General features: G+C 69.3%; 18 protein-coding genes. 3 read left to right on the top strand and 15 right to left on the bottom strand.

All coding sequences use genetic code 11. The features are described 5' to 3' along the window. Window positions 1–60 precede the first annotated feature (60 nt). Window positions 61–765, top strand: coding sequence for a hypothetical protein (locus ABMY26_RS05120; protein ID WP_372394410.1), 705 nt, complete (start codon window positions 61–63; stop codon window positions 763–765). Here the strand turns inward: ABMY26_RS05120 and ABMY26_RS05115 are convergent. After that, window positions 698–2,026: a GH1 family beta-glucosidase gene (locus ABMY26_RS05115; protein ID WP_372394409.1), complete on the bottom strand. Its 1,329-nt coding sequence runs from the start codon at window positions 2,024–2,026 to the stop codon at window positions 698–700. The two genes, ABMY26_RS05120 and ABMY26_RS05115, sit on opposite strands and share 68 nt — an antisense overlap. Before the next feature lie 181 nt (window positions 2,027–2,207). On the opposite strand from ABMY26_RS05115, the gene ABMY26_RS05110 reads away from it, so the two are divergent. Continuing rightward, on the top strand, window positions 2,208–3,233 hold the full coding sequence (locus tag ABMY26_RS05110) for a hypothetical protein (protein WP_372394408.1): 1,026 nt from the start codon (window positions 2,208–2,210) through the stop codon (window positions 3,231–3,233). Here ABMY26_RS05110 and ABMY26_RS05105 read toward each other — a convergent pair whose 3' ends face one another. From ABMY26_RS05105 to ABMY26_RS05060, 10 genes are all read right to left on the bottom strand, one after another. Beyond that, window positions 3,234–4,151, bottom strand: coding sequence for a DMT family transporter (locus ABMY26_RS05105; RefSeq protein ID WP_372394407.1), 918 nt, complete (start codon window positions 4,149–4,151; stop codon window positions 3,234–3,236). Next, the gene (locus ABMY26_RS05100) at window positions 4,148–5,212 is read right to left on the bottom strand and encodes a histone deacetylase family protein (RefSeq protein WP_045586180.1); all 1,065 of its coding nucleotides are present in this window, start codon (window positions 5,210–5,212) and stop codon (window positions 4,148–4,150) included. The genes ABMY26_RS05105 and ABMY26_RS05100 overlap by 4 nt, the downstream gene beginning before the upstream one ends. A 153-nt stretch (window positions 5,213–5,365) precedes the next feature. Further along, window positions 5,366–6,607, bottom strand: a complete 1,242-nt coding sequence (locus ABMY26_RS05095; protein ID WP_372394406.1) for a Zn-dependent hydrolase — start codon at window positions 6,605–6,607, stop codon at window positions 5,366–5,368. 192 nt (window positions 6,608–6,799) lie between these two features. After that, on the bottom strand, window positions 6,800–7,783 hold the full coding sequence (locus tag ABMY26_RS05090; protein WP_372394405.1) for a ketopantoate reductase family protein: 984 nt from the start codon (window positions 7,781–7,783) through the stop codon (window positions 6,800–6,802). Beyond that, a complete protein-coding gene (locus ABMY26_RS05085) occupies window positions 7,784–9,445 on the bottom strand; it encodes an ABC transporter ATP-binding protein (RefSeq protein ID WP_372394404.1) in 1,662 nt (553 codons plus the stop codon). Window positions 9,446–9,494: 49 nt separating this feature from the next. Then, window positions 9,495–10,337: an ABC transporter permease gene (locus ABMY26_RS05080; RefSeq protein WP_372394403.1), complete on the bottom strand. Its 843-nt coding sequence runs from the start codon at window positions 10,335–10,337 to the stop codon at window positions 9,495–9,497. Continuing rightward, window positions 10,334–11,314, bottom strand: a complete 981-nt coding sequence (locus ABMY26_RS05075) for an ABC transporter permease (protein WP_372394402.1) — start codon at window positions 11,312–11,314, stop codon at window positions 10,334–10,336. The genes ABMY26_RS05080 and ABMY26_RS05075 overlap by 4 nt, the downstream gene beginning before the upstream one ends. A 114-nt stretch (window positions 11,315–11,428) precedes the next feature. Further along, window positions 11,429–13,084: an ABC transporter substrate-binding protein gene (locus ABMY26_RS05070; protein ID WP_372394401.1), complete on the bottom strand. Its 1,656-nt coding sequence runs from the start codon at window positions 13,082–13,084 to the stop codon at window positions 11,429–11,431. A gap of 87 nt (window positions 13,085–13,171) precedes the next feature. Continuing rightward, on the bottom strand, window positions 13,172–13,963 hold the full coding sequence (locus tag ABMY26_RS05065) for a class II aldolase/adducin family protein (protein WP_372394400.1): 792 nt from the start codon (window positions 13,961–13,963) through the stop codon (window positions 13,172–13,174). Window positions 13,964–14,004: 41 nt separating this feature from the next. After that, on the bottom strand, window positions 14,005–15,327 hold the full coding sequence (locus tag ABMY26_RS05060; protein WP_372394399.1) for an ArgE/DapE family deacylase: 1,323 nt from the start codon (window positions 15,325–15,327) through the stop codon (window positions 14,005–14,007). Between the two features lie 309 nt (window positions 15,328–15,636). Between ABMY26_RS05060 and ABMY26_RS05055 the strand changes: the two genes are divergently transcribed. Then, window positions 15,637–16,641: a LysR family transcriptional regulator gene (locus ABMY26_RS05055; protein WP_372394398.1), complete on the top strand. Its 1,005-nt coding sequence runs from the start codon at window positions 15,637–15,639 to the stop codon at window positions 16,639–16,641. Window positions 16,642–16,855: 214 nt separating this feature from the next. Here the strand turns inward: ABMY26_RS05055 and ABMY26_RS05050 are convergent, their stop codons facing one another. The 4 genes from ABMY26_RS05050 to ABMY26_RS05035 are packed head-to-tail and all read right to left on the bottom strand — an operon-like array spanning window position 16,856 to window position 19,338. After that, the gene (locus tag ABMY26_RS05050; RefSeq protein ID WP_045586186.1) at window positions 16,856–17,188 is read right to left on the bottom strand and encodes a hypothetical protein; all 333 of its coding nucleotides are present in this window, start codon (window positions 17,186–17,188) and stop codon (window positions 16,856–16,858) included. Continuing rightward, on the bottom strand, window positions 17,185–18,072 hold the full coding sequence (locus ABMY26_RS05045) for an NAD(P)-dependent oxidoreductase (RefSeq protein ID WP_372394397.1): 888 nt from the start codon (window positions 18,070–18,072) through the stop codon (window positions 17,185–17,187). Before ABMY26_RS05045 ends, ABMY26_RS05050 begins: the two co-directional genes overlap by 4 nt. Then, on the bottom strand, window positions 18,069–18,611 hold the full coding sequence (locus tag ABMY26_RS05040) for a gluconokinase (protein ID WP_372394396.1): 543 nt from the start codon (window positions 18,609–18,611) through the stop codon (window positions 18,069–18,071). Before ABMY26_RS05040 ends, ABMY26_RS05045 begins: the two co-directional genes overlap by 4 nt. Then, window positions 18,580–19,338 (bottom strand): SDR family oxidoreductase, encoded by a 759-nt coding sequence (locus ABMY26_RS05035; RefSeq protein ID WP_372394395.1) that lies wholly within the window; start codon window positions 19,336–19,338, stop codon window positions 18,580–18,582. Before ABMY26_RS05035 ends, ABMY26_RS05040 begins: the two co-directional genes overlap by 32 nt. Window positions 19,339–19,356: the final 18 nt, after the last annotated feature.

The raw sequence follows: 19,356 nt of genomic DNA, 5'->3' as shown, positions 1-19,356 counted from the left end.
CATATCAGAAAATAATCCTATATCCTGCCGCGCAGTCCCAGCCCCCCATGGAGCCGCACCATGCCCCTCGACGCCCGCACCCTTCCGCAAGACCGTCTTCCCTATTGGGCCGAGGAGCCGCCGGCCCCGGCGGGTGGCTCGCTGGTTCCCGGATCGCAGTTCCACGAGGAGCAATGGATCATGGCCGCCGGCATGCTGGCCCGTGGCAGCTCCTTCCTTCATGTCGCCCGCGCTATGGGTTGCAGCCGCACCACCCTGTGGCGGGCCTATTACGGTTCGAAGGATTTCCGCATCCGGGTGTGGTGGGAGCGCGAGGCGCTGAACCGCGAGGCGGAATTGCGCCTTGCGTCGCTGCGCGCCCTGGTGGCCGAACAGATCGAGCGGCTGGTTTCGGCCGGCGACCCCTCGACGGTGCGCTGGCTGGCCGAGCGGCTCGGCCTGTTCGCCGGCCTCGACGCACCGGCCCACCGCGGCATGCCGGCCCAAACCCCGGCCCCGACCTCTGCCCCGACCTCTGCCCCGGCCCCGGCCCAAACCCCGGCCCCGGCCCCTGTCCCGACCCCTGTCCCTGCCGCCGCGCCGGCCTCCGGATGGAACACCGGCCGGAAGATGTTCCACGACGTTCCATCCACCTTCCCGGCCGCCGCCCCCGCCGGTGCTCCCGTCTCTGCTCCCGGCGGGGCGGACGGCCGGCGGCTCACGCCCCCCGGATCAGCTCCGCGTACCAGCGTGCCGACTCCTTCGGGATCCGCGCTTGCGTCGTGAAATCCACCCGGACGATGCCGAAGCGGGTGCCATAGCCGCCGCCCCATTCGAAATTGTCCAGCAGCGACCAGACGAAATAGCCCCGCACGTCGGCGCCCTGCGCCTTCGCCTCCGCCATTGCGGCGATGTAGGCCTGGAGGTAGGCCAGCCGGTCCCCATCCACCACGCGGCCCTCGGCGTTCGGCGTCTCGTCCGCCTTGGTGCCGTAGCCGTTCTCGGTGACGTAGATCGGCAGGCGGTAGCGGCGGGTCAGATCCAGCAGCGTGTCGCGGAAACAGCCGGGATCGAAGGGCCAGTCGATGGCAGTCCGCTCCATCTCCGGCGGCGGTGCGCCGAAGCCGAAGCCCCAGATCAGGCTGTCGTCCTTCTGTCCATAGACCGGGGCGTAATGGTTCAGCCCGAACCAGTCGACCGGCCGGGCGATGCGCGCCATGTCGCCGGCCTGCACATAGGGCTCGATGGCCTGGGCGATGCGCGGCGGGTAATGTGCGAGCAGCTGCGGCTCGGGGAAGGCGCGGTTCCAATGCTCGTCGAACAGGGCCGCCGCCTCGACATCCTCCGGCCGGCCGGTCGCCGGCCGCATCGGCTGGACGCTGTGGACGGCACCGATCGAGGCGCCCGGCACCAGGGCCCGCAGCGTGTCGACCCCGGCGCCATGGGCGAGGTTGACATGGTGGATCGCCTTCAGGTGGGCGGCGCGGTCGGCGATGCTGGGGGCTCCCCAGCCGAAGGCCCAGCCGAACAGGGTGAAGACCGAGAACTCGTTGAAGGTCGCCCAGCGCTTCACCCGGTCGCCATAGCGCCGGGCGCACAGCGCGGCATAGTCGGCATACCAGCCGGCGCTGTCGCGCACCGTCCAGCCGCCCAGATCCTGCAACGCCTGCGGCAGGTCCCAGTGATAGAGGCAGAGCCAGGGCTCGATCCCCTTCTCCAGCAGCCGGTCGATCAGCCGGTCGTAGAAATCCAGCCCCTTGCCGTTGGGCGCCCCCCGCCCGCGCGGCAGCACCCGCGGCCAGGAGACCGAGAAGCGGTAGGCCTGCAAGCCCAGCGCGGCCATCAGATCCACGTCCTCGGGCATCCGGTGGTAATGGTCGCAGGCGACGTCGCCGCTGTCGCCATTGTCGACCCGGCCCTTCAGCCGGCAGAAGCTGTCCCAGATGCCGGGCGCCCGCCCGTCGGCCCCGGCGCCCCCCTCGATCTGGTAGGCGGAGGTGGAGGCCCCCCACAGGAAGTCTTTCGGGAAGGCGGGACGGTCGGCCATGGCGGTTCACCGGGGAAGGGATGCCCCCCGACTCTACCCCTTTCCCGCCGGCGGGGAAGGGGGCGGATCGCCGCCCCGGTCCCGGCTTGCGGCCGTCACGATATCGCGGTCGACAGGACCGCCCGCCGCTCCTATGGTCACGGCGGTTCGACGCGAGATGTCAGAAAGGAACGGGCGCATCATGGCGAAGAAGGACGGAGCCAACGGCAAGGGCGGCCAATTTGCCGGGACGCCGGCCGACCGGCTGGTCCGGCTGTGGCGCAACAACGACGAGCGCTTTCCGGCGCTGCTGGACGAGGTGCTCGACGCCAACCGCCAGGGCGTGATCGAGGCGGCGCTGGGCAAGATGCGCGAGGAGGAGGGCTACGACTTCCTCGACGAGGTCGAAACCTTCGCCGAAGCGGTGCTGGGCACCGACGAGCATGGCGACCCGATCATGACGACGCTGTTCTGGCTGGTGCTGGAGGTCGAGGGACGGCTGGACGCGCCGCCGCCGGTCGACACCATCGAGCGGGCGCTCGATTCGGCCGGGCTGCTGGAGAAGGCCACCGACATGCGGCTCCTGCCGCTGTGGCTCGACCCGGAACCGCTGTCCTACCTGGAGGCCGCCGACCGCCGCGTCCTGCTGCGCCGCCTGCTCTCCTCGGCGGCGGAGGCCGAGGCCTTCGTCCGCGAACAGGATCTGCTGGCCGACCCGGAGGAGGGCGGCACCCGCCTCGTCGGCGTCGTCGGGCTGGTGATGGAGGAGGATCCGGAGCAGGCGGGCGAGGGGATGCCCGACCCGCTGAATCTCGGCTTCGGCGGCGAGGCCGGGGAGCCGGAGATCGACCCGATCGAGCAGGAGCGCATCCGCCAGGCGATGGCCGCCTTCGCCGAGGCGGTGTCGGCCGCCGACCCGCGGGTGCGGCGCTGCGAGCCGGTCGGCGGGCTGAACGACCTGCTCGACTTCACCGCCGAAGGGGTGTGGCCGGACGATCTCGACCTCAATTTCGACGAGGTCGACGACTTCCTCGACATCACCGGCAACGAGACCGGCGACGGCATCCTCGACCTGACGGTGGAGGAGACGCCCGATGGGTTGCAGGTCCGGGCCTTCAACTCCGACGGGCTGCTGCTCGACGAACGCGGCTTCGACCTCACCGGCGACCGCGCCGCCGAGGCGATCGCCCGGATGAAGCGGCGCTGCCGGCGGGTCGGCACGGTCTGATCAGCGCCTTGCCGGCCTGATCAGCACGCAGGCGACGGCGGCGAGGATCAGAACCAGCGCCGCCGCCAGCCGCAGGGTCAGCGGGTCGCCCAGCAGCAGCACGGCGCCGCCGACCCCGACCACCGGGATCAGCAGGGTGCTGACCGCCGCCTCTCCCACCGTCAGGCGGCGGACGGTGACGTACCACAGCGCCTGCGCCACGCAGATCGAGCAGACGATGTGCCAGGCGAAGCCGACCCACACCGCGGCATGCAGCTCGGACAGCGCCGGCCGCGCCTCGCTCCCCGCCAGCACGATCATCGGCAGGGCGCAGAGGACATATTGCCAGCCGGTGATGACCATCGGGTTGCTGCGCCAGGCCCGCCGCTTCATCACGATGGTGCCGAGCGCCCAGGCGAGCGCCGCCACCAGCATCACCGCCGGTCCGGCCAGCGCCGACGCCAGCGCCGATGGGGGGGCGGACAGCGCCTCCGGCCCCAGCAGCACCAGCAGCCCGGCCAGCCCGCAGGCCAGCCCGAGGATCTGCCGCCGCCCCGGCCGCTCCCCCAGCAGCGGAATCGCCAGCAGCGTCGCCCAGGCCGGCATGGTGAAGGCGATGATCGCCGCCTGCGAGGTCGGCATCAGGCTCTGGCCCAGCGCGGTGCAGAGGTTGAAGACCAGCACGTTGCACAGGCCGCCCGCCGCCAGCGCCGGCCATTCCTCCCGCTCGACCCGCAGCCGGTGCCCGGCCAGCTTCGCCGCTCCCAGCAGCAGCACCGCCCCGGCGGTGAAGCCGATGGCGCGCAGGCTGAAGATCGGCATCTGGGTCAGGATGGTCTTCACCGCCGGCCAGTTCAGGCCCCAGAACAGGCTGATGGTGGCGATCAGGATGTATTTGACCGGATCGCGGCCCGCCCCGGCGGCGGCGATTGCCGTCATGCCGCGGCCTTGCCGCCGAAGCCGTCCCCGAAGCCGTCCAGGAAGCTCGACAGGTTGGCGGACAGCGCGTCGATGGCGTAGCCGCCCTCCTGGACCAGCACCGTCGGCAGGCCGGCGGCGGCGATCAGCGCGCCCATCCGGGCGAAGCCGGGGGTGGTGACGCCGAAGGCGGCCAGCGGGTCGTCGATGAAGGTGTCGAAGCCGAGCGAGACGAACAGCATGTCGGGGGCGAAGCGGCCGATCTCCGCCAGCCCATGGCCGATGGTCGCCAGCACGGTGGCCTCGTCGCTGCCGATGGGCAGCGGCAGGTTGAGGGTATAGCCCTCGCCGCGGCCGGTGCCGCGCTCCTGGGCGTAGCCGGCCATGTGCGGATAGAACTCCGCCGGATCGCCGTGGACCGAGACGAAATAGACGTCGTCGCGGTCGTAGAAGATGTCCTGGGTGCCGTTGCCGTGATGGACGTCGACGTCGATGATGGCGACCCGCGCCGGCCGGCCCTGGGCGCGCAGCAGAGGCAGCACCGATTCGGCGGCGATGGCGACATGGTTCAGGTAGCAGAAGCCGCCGGCCATGTCGCGGGTGGCATGGTGCCCCGGCGGCCGGCACAGCGCGTAGGCCGCGCGGTCGGCCCCGGTGGCGACCAGCTTGGCCGCATGGATGGCGGCGTTGGTCGCGGCGCAGGTGGCGGCCCAGGTGCCGGCGCCGATCGGGCAGGCGGTGTCGAACATGTGCCAGCCGGCCTGTCCGACGATGCCGGTGGGGTAGTTGGGCGACGCCTGCATCCGGTGGACGTTGGGCAGCACCACCTCGCCCATGTCGCCGGCCGCCACCCAGCGCGCATGGGCGGTCTCCAGGAACGCCAGATAGGCCGGGGTGTGGATTGCGGCGCGCGGGGCCGGGCCGTAGTCGTCGGGACGGATCAGCTGCTCCCCGCGGCTTTCGATCAGCGAGGCCAGCGCGCCGACCCGTTCCGGCTTCTCGGGCAGGGCGCGCAGCAGCCCCTTGTTGAAGTAGGTGGCGGGGCGGTGCAGGGCGGTGTCGGGATGGTGGACGAACTTCATGGAAGGACTCCGGGAGACTTGTGGACGTGGTGCCCCCACCCTCCCACGCTGCCGCGTGGGTCCCTCCCTCCCCCGCTGGGCAGGAGAGGGAAAGGGCGCATCCCCTCCCCCGCCCAGCGGGGGAGGGTCAGGGTGGGGGCAAGGGCCGGCGCCTTACGGCTGCCCGGCGGTGGCGACCAGCGCCTCGAACAGCACGGCGGCGCCGCGCGCCCCGTCGGCGGGGGCGATGTTCTCGACCTCGTTGTGGCTGATGCCGTCCTCGCAGGGGATGAAGACCATCGCGGTCGGCACCTTGCCCGCCACATAGACCGCGTCGTGGCCTGCGCCCGACACGATGTCGCGATGGCTGAAGCCGAAGCCCGCCGCCGCGTCGCGCACCCGGTCGACCAGCTCCGCCGCGAAGGGCGTCGGCGGGAAGTGCCAGAAATCGGCGATCTCGGCCGCGACCCCGTTCCGTTCGGCGATCGCGGCGACGGCTGCGCGGAAGCGGCGGTCCATGTCGGCCAGCGTGCCGGCATCCGGGTGGCGCAGGTCGACGGTGAAGAAGACCCGGCCGGGGATGACGTTGCGCGAATGCGGGTGGACGTCGAGGATGCCGACGGTGGCGCAAGCGTCACCCGCCGTCTCCAGCCCGACCTGCTGCACCGCCTGCACCATGGCCGAGGCGGCGACCAGAGCGTCGCGGCGCAGGCGCATCGGCGTCGGGCCGGCATGGGCCTCGACGCCCGTCACCGTCACCTCGTACCAGCGCTGGCCCTGGGCGCCGGTGACGACGCCGATCTCCTTGCCCTCGACCTCCAGCACCGGCCCCTGCTCGATGTGGGCCTCCAGATAGGCATGCATCGGGTGGTCGACCGGGGCGTCGCCGGCATAGCCGGTGCGGACCAGCTCGTCGCCGAGCCGCGCCCCGTCCTGCGCCACCTTGTCGAGGATCTCGTCCAGGGCGAAGACGCCGGTGACGACGCCCGATCCCATCATCGGCGGCGAGAAGCGCGAGCCCTCCTCGTTGGTCCACACCGCGATCTCGACCGGGTGCAGCGTCTCGACCCCGCGGTCGTTCAGCGAGCGCACCACCTCCAGCGCCGCCAGCACGCCGAACACGCCGTCGAAGCGGCCGCCGGTCGGCTGGGTGTCGAGATGGCTGCCCATCACCACCGGCGGCAGGCCCGGGTCGCGGCCGGCGCGGCGGGCGAAGATGTTGCCGATGCGGTCGACCGTCACCGTGCAGCCGGCGGCCTCGCACCAGGAGACGAACAGGTCGCGGCCGTCCTTGTCCTCGTCGGACAGGGCGAGGCGGCAGCTGCCGCCCTTGGGCGTCGCGCCGATCTTCGCCATCGCGGCGAGGCTGTCCCACAGGCGGTCGCCGTCGATCGGCAGGTTGGAGGGGAGGGACATGGGGACTCCGGGTGGGGTTTGTTGGTTTCTGGAGGAGGGGCTGTTGCGGTTGCCCCCTCCCTAACCCTCCCCCGCTCTCGCGGGAGAGGGAACTCCGCCGCTTTGGGAAAAGTTCACGTTGACAAGCGTCCTACCCCCTCTCCCGCGAAGCGGGGGAGGGATGGGGAGGGGGCATCGGTTGAGGGGGCCAACTTAAGCCGCCGCCTCCCGCCGCTCCCGCGCCTTCAGGTCGACCATCGCCAGCACCGCCCGCAGCATCGGCACGTCCACGCCGGTGCGCTCGGCCAGCTCGATGACCGATCCCAGGATCGCGTCCAGCTCCAGCCGGCGGCCGGCCTCATAGTCCTGGAGCATCGAGGTCTTGAAGTCGCCGACACCGGCGGCCATGGCGATGCGCTCGTCCACGCTGGTGGCGAAGGCGACGCCCAGCCGCTCGGCGACCTCCTTGGCCTCCAGCATCATGGCGCGGCCGGCCTCCCGCGTGCCGGGGTCGTTGCACAGCCGGCCGAGCGTCGATCCGGTCAGAACGCTCAGGGGATTGAAGGCGAGGTTGCCCCACAGCTTCACCCAGATCGCCTGGCGGATGTCGGCGGTCTTGGCCGGCTGGAACCCCGCCTGCCCGAACAGGGTTACGATGCGGTCCACCGCCGGGTTGTCCCTATCGGCCGCATCGCCGAAGACGAAGCGCTGGTCGCTGACATGGCGCAGGCGGCAGGGGCCGTCGCCCTCGACAGCGACGAAGGTCGTCGCCCCGACCACCCGGTCGGGATCGATCGAGCGCCAGAGCAGCCCGTCGGGATCGACGCTGGCGAGCGGCCGGTCGGCCAGCGGTTCCGGCTGGCGGTGCGGATACCACCAGGGAACGCCGTTGATCATCGGCACGATGGCCGTCTCAGGCCCCAGCAGCGGCGCCAGCGTGTCGATGGTGCCGCGCAGCGCATGGGCCTTGACGCAGAGGAACACCAAATCCTGCGGCCCCAGCGACAGGCTGTCGTCGGTGACGCGGGGAGCGATGCGGGCGACGCGGTTCAGCGGCGTGACCATGGTCAGGCCGTTGCGGCGGATCGCGGCGGCCGCGTTCGGCCGGGCGACCAGCGTGACCTCGGCGTCGGTGGCGCCCAGCCGGGCGGTCAGCAATCCGCCGACCGCGCCGGCCCCGATGATGGCGACCTTCATTCAGTGCGCTCCCGCCCGGTTTGCCTGAACCTTGCCGGACTGCAGGTCGTCGGGGATATGCCACGCCTTGCCGGGAATGGCGTCGAGCAGGCTGCGGGTGTAGGCGTCCTTCGGGTGGGTGAAGACCTCCCGCGCGGTTCCCATCTCGACGATCCTGCCGCGCCGCATCACCGCGATGGTGTCGCAGACCTGGGCGGCGACGCGCAGATCGTGGGTGATGAACAGCATGGCGAGGTTCAGCCGCTTGCGGATGTCGTCCAGCAGTTCGAGGACCTGTCCCTGCACCGACACGTCGAGGGCCGAGACCGGCTCGTCCGCCACCAGCAGCCTGGGTTCCATGGCGAGCGCACGGGCGATGCCGATGCGCTGGCGCTGGCCGCCGGAGAATTCATGCGGGTAGCGGTCGGCCGCCGAGCCGTCGAGCCCGACCATCGCCAGCAGCTCCCGTGCGCGGGCCAGCGCCTTGCTCCGGTCCTCGCCGAAGGCCACCGGCCCCTGTGCCACGATGTCGCCGACGCGGTGGCGCGGGTTCAGCGAGGCGTAGGGATCCTGGAACACCATCTGCACCGCCCGCCGGTAGGGCCGGAAGCCCTTGCGGTCGAGCGCCAGCAGGTCGGTGCCCTCGAACAGGATGCGCCCCGAATCCGGCTTGATCAGCCCGACGATGGAGCGGCCCAGCGTCGATTTGCCGGAACCCGACTCGCCGACCAGCCCGACCGTCTCGCCGGGATGGATGGTCAGCGACAGGTCGTCGCCGGCCACCACCTGCTTGGACTTCTTGAACAGGCCGCCGCCGACATTGAACACCTTGCGCACCTTGTCGGCGACCAGCAACGGCGCGCCGGCCCTGGCGTGGTCGTCGCGATGCTCGATGTAATGCGGGACCGAGGCGATCAGCTGCCGGGTGTAGGGATGCTGCGGCCGGTTCAGCACGTCCGCCGCCGGGCCGTACTCCACCATCCTGCCATGGCGCATCACCGCGACCCGGTGGGCGATCTCCGCTACCACGCCGAAATCATGGGTGATGAACATCATGCCCATATGGCGTTCGGCCTGGATCGAGCGGATCAGGTCGAGGATCTGCTTCTGGGTGGTGACGTCCAGCGCGGTGGTCGGCTCGTCGGCGATCAGGATGTCGGGCTGGCAGGCCAGCGCCATGGCGATCATCACGCGCTGGCGCTGGCCGCCCGACAGCCGGAAGGGATAGGCGTCGGCCAGTTCCGCCGGGTTGGGCAGGCCGACCTGGGCCAGCAGTTCCACCACGCGGGCGCGTCGTGCCTGGGCGGTCAGGCCGGTGTGTTCGCGCAAGCTCTCGGCGATCTGGCGGCCGACCCGCATCAGCGGGTTCAGCGCGGTCATCGGCTCCTGGAACACCATGGCGATGCGGCCGCCGCGCAGGGAGCGCTGTTCCGCCTCCGGCATGGTCAGCACGTCGCGGCCCTTGAACAGCAGGCTGCCGCCGGATACCCGGACATGCGGGGCGGGCAGGAGGCCCATCATGGCGTGGGCGGTCATCGACTTGCCGGAACCGGACTCGCCGACCACGCACAGGATCTCGTCCGGGTTCAGGGTGAAGGTCAGGTTGTCCACCGCCAACGGGCGGTCGGCGCCCGGCGGCAGCGCGATGCTGAGGCCGCGCACATCAAGGAGAGGCGTGGTCATGGCGGCGGTCTCCGGCGGGGTGCGGGACGGTTCGGACAGGCTCATCGGCTCAGCCCCGCGACCGGGCGAGCTTCGGGTTCAGGGCGTCGTTCAGCCCTTCGCCGACGAGGTTCAGCGCCAGCACGGTCAGCACGATGGCCAGTCCGGGGAAGACGCTCATCCACCAGGCCTGACGGATCACGGTACGGGCGGCGCCGATCATGTAGCCCCAGCTCATGGCGTTGGGATCGCCCAGGCCGAGGAAGCTCAGCGAGCTTTCCAGCAGGATCGCGGTCGCGACCATCAGCGAAGCCGAGACGATGATCGGCGACAGGCTGTTGGGCAGGATCTGGCGCAGGATGATGGTGCCGTTGCTCTGGCCGGTGGTGATGGCGGCCTGCACGAACTCGCGCGAGCGCAGGCTGAGGAACTCGGCACGGGCGAGCCGGGCCAGCGGCGGCCAGCTGACGACGGCGATGGCGAGCACGATGGTGGTCAGGCTTGGGGTGAAGATGGCGACCAGCACCACCGCCAGCACGAAGTTCGGTATGGTCTGGAACAGCTCGGTGAAGCGCATGATGGCGTCGTCGATCCGGCCGCCATGGAAGCCGGCGAGCGCTCCCAGGGTGACGCCGATGGCGAGCGCGGCGGCGGTGGAGGTCAGGCCGATCAGCAGCGATACCCGCGCGCCATGGGCGATGCCCGACGCGATGTCGCGGCCCAGCATGTCGGAGCCGAGCAGCGCATCCTCCGAGAGCGGCGGCTGGAAGGGAGCGGTCGCCATCTCCCACGGGTCGGCGGGGAACAGGATGGAGGCGAAGGCCGCCAGCGCCACGATGGCGGCGAGGAGGACGAGGCCGATGACGGCGCCCTTGTTGCGGGCGAAGGCCCGCCAGAAATCCGACTTCATCATTGGGACACCTGAATCCGGGGATCGACGAGGCCGTAGAGGATGTCGGTCAGGATGTTGAAGAGGATCACCATGACCGACGTGACCAGGAAGATGCCCAGCAGCACCTGATAGTCGCGCTGCAGCACCGCCTCGAAGGCCAGCCGGCCGATGCCGGGCCAGGCGAACACGGTTTCGATCAGGATGGAACCGCCGACCAGCTGCCCGGCCTGGATGCCGGCCACGGTGATGACCGGCAGGATGGCGTTGCGCAGGACGTGGCGGGTGACGATGCGGCCCTGCGACAGGCCCTTGGCCTTGGCGGTCTTGATGAAATCGAGGCCGCGCACCTCCAGCATCGAGGCGCGGGTGAGGCGCGCATAGCCCGCCATGTAGAACAGCGCCAGCGTGATGACCGGCAGGATCAGGTGGGCGGCCACGTCGGCGACATGGGCCAAGCCGGTGTATCCGGCGCCGATGGTCTCATAGCCGAAGGCCGGCAGCCAGCCGAGCTGGATGGAGAACAGCAGGCTCAGCATCAGACCGATCCAGTAGATCGGCGTGGCGTAGGCGAGCAGGGCGACCACGGTGATCGCGCTGTCGGCCCAGGTGCCGACCGTCACCGCCGCCAGCGTGCCGAGCGCGACGCCCAGCGCCAGCGCCAGCAGGAAGGCGGTCAGCGTCAGCACCAGCGTCGCCGGCAGCCGTTCCGCCAGGATGTCCCAGACCGGCCGCTGCTGCCGGTAGGAGAAGCCGAGATCGCCCTGCACGATCTTGCCGACATAGGTGGCGAGCTGTTCGTGGAGCGGCCGGTCGAGCCCGAACTGCTCGCGCAGCTGCGCCACGAATCTCTCGTCTGCGGCTCCCGCTTCGCCGGCCATCACCATGGCCGGGTCGCCGGGGGCGGCGTGGACGAGGAAGAAGTTCATCACCACGATGGCGATCAGGATCGCGGCGGCCTTGACCAGGCGGCTCGCGAAGAGTTGGGCGAATCCCAGCATGGGCAGATTCCTAACTTGCGGACGATGCCCCCCTCCCTCCCACGGCTCCGCCGCGGGTCCTTCCCTCTCCCGCAAAGCGGGGGAGGGGCAGGGAGGGGGAAGCAGCGCGTCTCGTTACTTCGCCAGCCAGACGCTCTCATAGGTGTCATTGACACCGATGGCGGTGGTGTTGGCGTTCTTCACCCGCTTGTCGAGGAAGGTCGGGAATTCCATCTCCAGCAGCCAGACGACCGGGAGGTCGTCGGACAGGATGCGCTGGACCTCGCTGTACTGTTCCTGGCGCTTGGCCGGGTCGATCTCCTGCGAGGCCTTGGCGAACAGCTCGTCCACCTTCGGGTTGGAATAGCCCATGGTGTTGGTGAACAGCACGCCCTTGCGGATGTTCGACGAGATGTAGGTGCGGGCGACGCCAAGCGCCGGGTCGCCGTACTGGTAGAGGAAGTTGGTGGTGATCTCGTAGTCCCAGTTGGAGACGCGCTGTGCCCAGCCGGCGGCGTCGGTGCTTTCCAGGACGACGCTGACGCCGACCTTGGCCAGCGCCTGCTTCAGATACTCGCCCAGCCGGGTCCAGGTCTCGCCATAGGGCATCGGCATCAGCTTGACGGTGGCGCGCACGCCCTTGGCGTCGGGCTTCAGCCCCATCTCGTCGAGCAGCGCCTTGGCCTTGTCGAGATTCGGTTCGTAGGTGGTGACCTTCGGATCGTAGAACTTGACCACCGAGTTGATCGGGCCGGTCGGCACGCGGCCCAGGCCGAACCAGATCTTGTCGCGGATGAACTTGCGGTCGATGGCGTAGGCGATCGCCTTGCGGAACCGCTTGTCGTCCAGCGGCTTGACCCGGTGGTTGATCTCCAGCCACGACATCGGCGCGACGAACTCGTAGCCGGCGGTGGTCATGGTCAGGTTGGGCAGCGCCTTCATGCGTGGAACCTCGAAGGGCTCCAGGTCGCTGTACTGGGTCTGCTGCACCTGCCCGCTTTCCAGCGCCAGCGAGCGGCTGGCGGCGTCCGGGATCACGCGGAAGGTGATGCCGTCGAGATAGGGGAGGTCCTTCTTGAAATACTCGTCGTTGCGGACGAGCTGGATGTAGCTGCCCTTCACCCATTCCTTCAGCTTGAACGGGCCGGTGCCGATGGGCGTGTTGTTGGCCGGGTTGGCGCGATAGTCGGTGCCGTCATAGAGGTGGGCGGGGACCATCGGGGCGGACGACACCTCGAAGGACTGGATGAAGGCCGGGAACGGCTCCTTCAGCTTGAACTCGACGGTGTAATCGTCGGTTGCGGTGATGCTTTCGCAGCGGCTGAACACGGCGCGGGCGCGCGGATGCACCTCCATCAGGAACTTGGAGGTCGAGAACACCACGTCCTTGGCGGTGAAGGGCTTGCCGTCATGCCACTTCACGTTCTGGAACAGCTTGAAGGTGTAGGTCAGGCCGTCCGGCGACACCGTCCAGCTCTCGGCCAGCGAGGGGAGCGGGTTCAGCTTCTGGTCGTAGGTCAGCAGGCCCTGGTAGATCTTGCCGGCGACCGTCTGGGTCGGGCCCTGCTGGTTCAGGCCCAGCATCAGGGTCGGGGGCTCGGGCTGGACGATGGAGTTGAGGACACCGCCGCGAACGGGCGTTTCCTGGGCCATGGCCGGGGCGGCGACCAGGGCGGCAGTGCCGGGGATGGCGAGCGATGCTGCCAGCAGGCCGGCGGCGGCGGCGCGGTGGACGCTGCGGCGGAAACCGCGTTGGAAGCTGGCGGGGATACCGGAAAGGCGTCGTGTCATCGGGTGTCCTCGTCTCCAGAAGTTGTCGGTGTGGTCAGCGACCCTGTCGTGTCGATTGTTTTTTGGCCGGGGGGTGTCGGCCGGTGTTCACCGCGGCCCGGTCGGGCCGGTGGTGCCGTCCAGCCAGCGCAGCAGCGAATCCCATTCGAGGACGCCGGCACGCGGATAGGCGCGTTCATATTGCTGGGCGGTGTGCTCGCACACCTCCGGAGCGGGGTAGACCAGCGGACGGCCGCCGGCCAGCGCCATGACCTGCTGCTTGCAGGCCTGTTCCAGGTAGTACATCAGCACCGCCGCCTCGGCGACGTCCTGGCCGACGGTCAGCAGGCCGTGGTTGCGCAGGATCATGCTGTGGTGGGTGCCGAGGTCGGCGACCAGCCGCTCGCGCTCGGCGAGATCGAGCGCGATGCCTTCGTAGGTGTGGTAGGCGATGCGGTTGTACCAGCGCAGCGAATGCTGGGTGATCGGCAGCAGCCCGTCGGCCTGGGCGCTGATTGCCATGCCGGCATCGGTGTGCAGGTGGATGACGGCGCCGACGTCGGGGCGGGCGTGATGGACGGCGCTGTGGATGGTGAAGCCGGCCGGGTTGATGGCGTCGCCCTCGCGCTCGTCCACCAGATTGCCGTCGATGTCGACCTTCACGAGGTTGTCGGGCGTCACCTCGTGGAACATCAGCCCATAGGGGTTGATCAGGAAATGGTCGGGGGTGTCGGGGATGCGGGCCGACATGTGGGTGTAGATCAGGTCGGTCATGCCCAGCCGGTCGAACAGCTTGTAGGCGGCGGCCAGATCGGTGCGGGCCTTCCACTCTACGTCGGAACAGTCGCGGGTGGCGCGCGGCGGGTGGGCGGCGTTTGCTGTCAGCTTTGCAGCGATCATCGGGCGGCGTCTCGTGGAATGAGTGGCTTGCGAAAGGCGGGTCAGACGGGTTCCAGTCCGCACCAGCCGGCGATGAACAGCGCCAGCACGCGGGTCACGTCGCGGAGGCTGTCCAGCGACACCGACTCGTCGATGCCGTGGATGCGCGTCGCCTCCGGGCCGTAGCAGGTGGCGGGGGTATCGCCGTAGAGCTGGAAGAAGCGGGCGTCGGTGGTGCAGGTCAGCGCCACCAGTTCCGGGTCGCCGCCGCGCACCGCGCGGTGGCTGTCGGCCAGCATGGTCACCAGCGGGTGGGCCGGGTCGATCTCGCAGCCGGCGGCCTGGAAGCCGTTCCACACCAGCTCGATGCCGACGCCGGCGAGTGCCGGGTCGGTGGAGCGGGCCTGCTCCACCGCCCGGGTCACCTCGGCGCGGACCGCCTCCGGCTCCTGCCCGGGGAAGAAGCCGAGCCGGAGGTCGAGCGCGCAGCGCGTCGGGACTGACGACGGCCACTCGCCGCCCTCGATCCGGCCGAGATTGATATTGACGGGATGGGCATGGCCGCAGAAAGCCGGGTGGCGGCAGGCCGGCTCGTTCCAGCGCACCTCCAGCGCCTTCAGGTGGGCGGCCAGCGCATAGGCCGCCTCGATGGCGTTGGTGCCGGCCGAGGTGTCGAGCACATGGGCCGGCGTGCCGGTCAGCACCAGCCGCAGCCACATTACCCCGACCTGGGCGATGGAGATGGAATGGTTGAACGGCTCCGGGATCACCGCGGCGTCGGCGCGGTAGCCGCGGTGCAGGCAGGCGAGCGCGCCGTTGCCGGTGCATTCCTCCTCGATCACCGACTGGAGATAGACCGGTGCGGCCGGTTGCAGGCCCAGCTTGCGCAGCGTGGCGAAGGCTGCGGTGTAGGCGGCGATTCCCGCCTTCATGTCGCCGGCCCCGCGGCCGTAGAGGCGGCCTTCGGCGATGCGCGGTTCGAAGGGCGGGGCGGTCCACAATTCGGCCGGTCCAGTCGGCACCACGTCGATGTGGCCGTTCAGGATCAGCGAGCGGCCCTTGGCCTCGCGCGGCCTGTGGATGCCGACGACATTCTCGCGGCCGGCATAGGCGCCGGGGCGGACAGGCGGCGAGAAGCCGGGCATGCGGGAGATGGCATCCTCGTCCACCTCGAACCGGTCGACCTCCAGCCCCAGCGCGGCGAAGCGGTCGGCCATCAGCGCCTGCGCCCCGGCCTCGTCCCCCAGCAGCGACGGCTGGCGCACGAGATCGGACAGCAGGGCCACGCAATCATCCTGCATGGCGTCCGCCGCCTCCAGGATCGCGGCACGCAGGCCGGCGTCCGGCAACGCATGGTCGAGACGGTGTTCCGGTTCCCGTGTCATTCCGAATCCTTTTCGCCGCTGCGGGACGGTCGCGCGGGCCGATGGAAAAAGACGAAGCGATTGCGATGCGGCCCATCACAAATGGATATGGCCGCCATAGCGGAGGTCTGAGTTGTTCTGGCATGGCGATGTTTGAAAGCCGCCATGTGTCGATTAGGCGGTGATGAAAGCGATGAGGCAAATAAGCATTTTTCATTTAGGGCATGAATTTGATTTATGCCGCAGTTGCTCAGTGAGCGATCATGTGCGTAGAATTTGGGCGGACAGGTGCCTGCATCGGATAAGGGCAGCGGAAAAGAGGGGGGTGCGGTGAACGAAACCGAGGCGGAACGGCAGGCTTTGGCCCGTCTGGGCCAGCAGATGGACTGGAACCTGCTGCGCACCTTCATGGTCATCGTGCAGGAGGGGAGCATCACGCGGGCCGCCGTCCGCCTGTTTTTGACGCAGCCGGCGGTCAGTCTCGCCCTCAAGCGGCTGGAGGAGCAGTTGGGCCGGACGCTGATCGATCGCGGTCCCGGCCGTTTCACCGTCACCGCCGCTGGCGAGCAGGTCTATGACGAGGCGGTGACGATCCACGCCACGGTATCGCGCCTGGGTGCCCTGGTGCGCGACGCCAAGGACGAGATCAGCGGCCATGTCCATATCCTGATGACCAGCCGCATCCAGACCCCGTTGCTCGACCGGTCGCTGCGGGAATTCCACCGGATGTACCCGCTTGTGACTTTCCGCATCGACGTCATGGCCTCGGCCGACGCGCACATCGCCTTGCAGCAGCGGGTCGGCGCCATGGCGATCTGCCTGCTGCGCGAGCCGATCCCCGGGCTGTCCAGCCAGGTCTTCCTGCGCCAGACCTACCGGCTCTATTGCGGCCCGGATTTCCGCCTGTTCGGCCAGCGCGACATCGACATCGCGGAGTTGCGGCACGAGAGCTTCGTGTCCTTCACCTCCGACCAGATCGACGGGGCGCTGTCGCCGCTGACCCTGTTCCGCGCGCGCGAGGGCTTCGCCGGCCGCGTCGTCGCCTCCTCCGCCAACCTGGAGGAGGTTCGACGCATGATCCTGTGCGGCCTCGGCATCGGCCCCCTGCCGGAGCACATCGCCGCGCGCGACGTGGATGACGGGATGTTGTGGGAACTGCCGCCTTATGAAGGCATCGCCCCGGTCAACGTCCATCTGATCTGGAATGAGCAGGCCAAGCTGAACCGTGCCGAGCGGGCCTTCCTGGAATATCTGCAGAACGGCATCGCGACCGCGCCGGCTCGGGAATTGGCAGGGGCGTCGGGCGGTTTGGCGGGGGATGCAGCCTCGCCTTAGCAGGCTGTCAGAGGTGCTGTGGTAATCGCTCCAGCAGCTGCTGCTTCGCCACCGGCAGCCGGAACCGTCCCCGTCGACGTTGGAGCCTAAATCGGTTGGAAGTCAGTGTCCAACGCGACCCCCGGCTGCGCCATGAGCTGGGCGGGGAGGGAAGGGGAGCCGTTGCCACGATGCTCCCCACCGTCAACCGATCCGCCTGTCACACGCAAGCTGCTCAGAGGGGAAATTCGTTGGCCAGCGTGACATGATGATGGATGCGGCCATCGAAGTAACGGGCGAGCACGGCCTCCGTTGCTTCCTTCGCCTTCTCGCGCTCCGGGCTTGCCAGTGCCGTCTCGACCGTCTCGCGGTCGGGATAGTTGATCGCCAGGATCAATGGGATTTCCGGCGCGCCGGCATCGCGGTCTTCCGTGAAGGCCACGCGGACATCCAGCGCGCCGGGGAGAGCTTTCCATCTCGGCAGGATGCTCTCCAGCACCGCCGCCCGGAAGGCCTCGGTCTGGCCGGGCTTGACCGTGCCCTCGAACAGGGCAAAACGCGTGATCATTGCGGAATCTCCTTCTTTGCGCCCTTGAAGAACTCCATCAGCGCCGCCTGATCCTCCCCGCCGAGGCCGGCGGCGGTCAGCATGCGGTGCACCTCCGCGCAGACGGCGGTCAGCGGCATGGCGGTGCCGGTGCGCCGCGCGAGGTCCTGGGCGCCGTTGAGGTCCTTGACCATGTTGTCGATGCGGCCGGTGCGCCGGTAATCCTTGGCGACATAGCGCGGCATGTATTCCTGGAGGATGGCGCTGTCGGCCCTGCCGCCCTTCAGCGCCATCGGGATCCTGGCGGCATCGACGCCGGCGTCGATGGCCAACTGGGTCGCCTCGGCCACCGCCAGGAAATTCAGCCCGCACAGAACCTGATTGATCAGCTTCGTCGTCTGGCCGGCGCCGGACGGTCCCATGTGGGTGATGTTGCTCGCGACGTCCTTGAGCACCTCCCGGGCGTCGGCCACGTCGCGATCCGTCCCGCCGAGCATCAGGGTGAGCTGGCCGATGAGCGCCTTCGGCGCGCCGCCCGACAGCGGGCTGTCGACCCAGCGCAATCCCTTGTCCGCCGCATCGGCGGCAAGCGCCCTGGTCGCGTCCGGATCGATCGAGGACATGTCGACGATCAGCGTCCCGGGCTTCGCGCCCTCGGCGATGCCGCCCGGACCGAACATGGCGGCACGGACGATCCCGGGCGAATTGAGGCTGAGAATGACGCAATCGGCCGAGCTTGCCGCCTCGGCGGCGCTGGCTGCCGTGGCGGCCCCCTTCGCCTCCAGCACGGCGATCTTCTCGGGATCGAGATCGAAGACGATCAGGCTGTTGCCGGTCTCCAGAAATCGCGCACCGATGGCGCCGCCCATGGCTCCCGCGCCGATCAGCGCAATCGTCCTGCTCATCGCTCCCCCTCTTCCAACGCTGCGATCACACCCGTGACGATCTGGTCAAGTGGCTGGTCGATGTTAACGATAACGGCGCCTTCGTCGGCCGTTGGCGGCTCCAGCGCCGCGAACTGGCTGTCGAGCAGCGAGGATGGCATGAAATGGCCCGGCCGGGCATTCATCCGCGCCAGGATCACATCCCGTGCGCCAGCCAGATGGATGAAGCGCACCGGCTTGCGGGTTGTCTCGCGGATCCTGTCGCGATAGGCGCGCTTCAGCGCCGAACAGCCAATGATGGTCATCGCCCCGTCCTGGGCCAGCATCTGGCCGACGCGCAGGAGCCAGGGCCAGCGGTCCTCGTCGGTGAGCGGGATGCCGGCGCCCATCTTGCGGATGTTGGGTTCGGGATGAAGATCGTCCCCATCGACGTAGGTGGCGCCGAGCCGCTCGGCCAGCGCGCCGCCGACCGAGGATTTTCCGCAGCCCGATACCCCCATCAGCACGAAGCGGCTGACGCCGCCCGCGCTAGAGCGAAGCCGTGATGCCGCCGTCGACATAGATCACATGCCCATTCACGAAAGAGGAGGCTTCGGAAGCCAGGAACACGCAGGCGCCGACCAGTTCCTCGACCCGGCCCCAGCGTCCGGCCGGCGTCCGCTTCTCGAGCCAGGCCGAGAAGTCCGCATCGGCGACCAGAGCGGCGTTGAGGGGAGTGTCGAAATATCCCGGCGCGATCGCATTGCACTGGAGGCCGTAGCGTGCCCAGTCGGTCGCCATGCCCTTGGTCAGGTTGCCGACCGCGCCCTTGGTCGCGGTGTAGGGGGCGATGGACGGGCGGGCCAGCGTGGTCTGGACGCTGGCGATGTTGATGATCTTGCCGGCCCGGCGGCCGATCATATGGCGGGCAACGGCCTGCCCGACATTGAAGACGCTGGAGACGTTGGTCCGCATCAGGCGCTCGAAGGCGTCGGCCGGGAACTCCTCCAGCGGCGCACGGAATTGCATGCCGGCATTGTTGACGAGAATGTCGATCGGCCCGCTATCCACCTCGAACCGGTCGACCGCCTCGCGGGCGGCCCGGTGGTCGGTCACGTCGAAGGCCAGGATTGCGGCATCCTGGCCGATCTGCGCGGCGGCCCGTGCCAGCTTGTCGCTGTCCCTGCCGTTCAGGACCACCGACGCGCCGGCCGCGGCAAGTCCCTTGGCCAGGGCGAGCCCGATGCCCTGCGACGAGCCGGTCACGAGGGCGCGCCGGCCTTTCAGGCTGAAAAGTTCCAGAGACACCGTTTCCTCCCGATTTTT

It is taken from the genome of Azospirillum sp. HJ39 (assembly GCF_041507355.1).
Lineage (GTDB): Bacteria > Pseudomonadota > Alphaproteobacteria > Azospirillales > Azospirillaceae > Azospirillum > Azospirillum thiophilum.
Note: the sequence above shows the minus strand (reverse complement) of the source record. Positions and strands in the feature narration are given on the sequence as shown.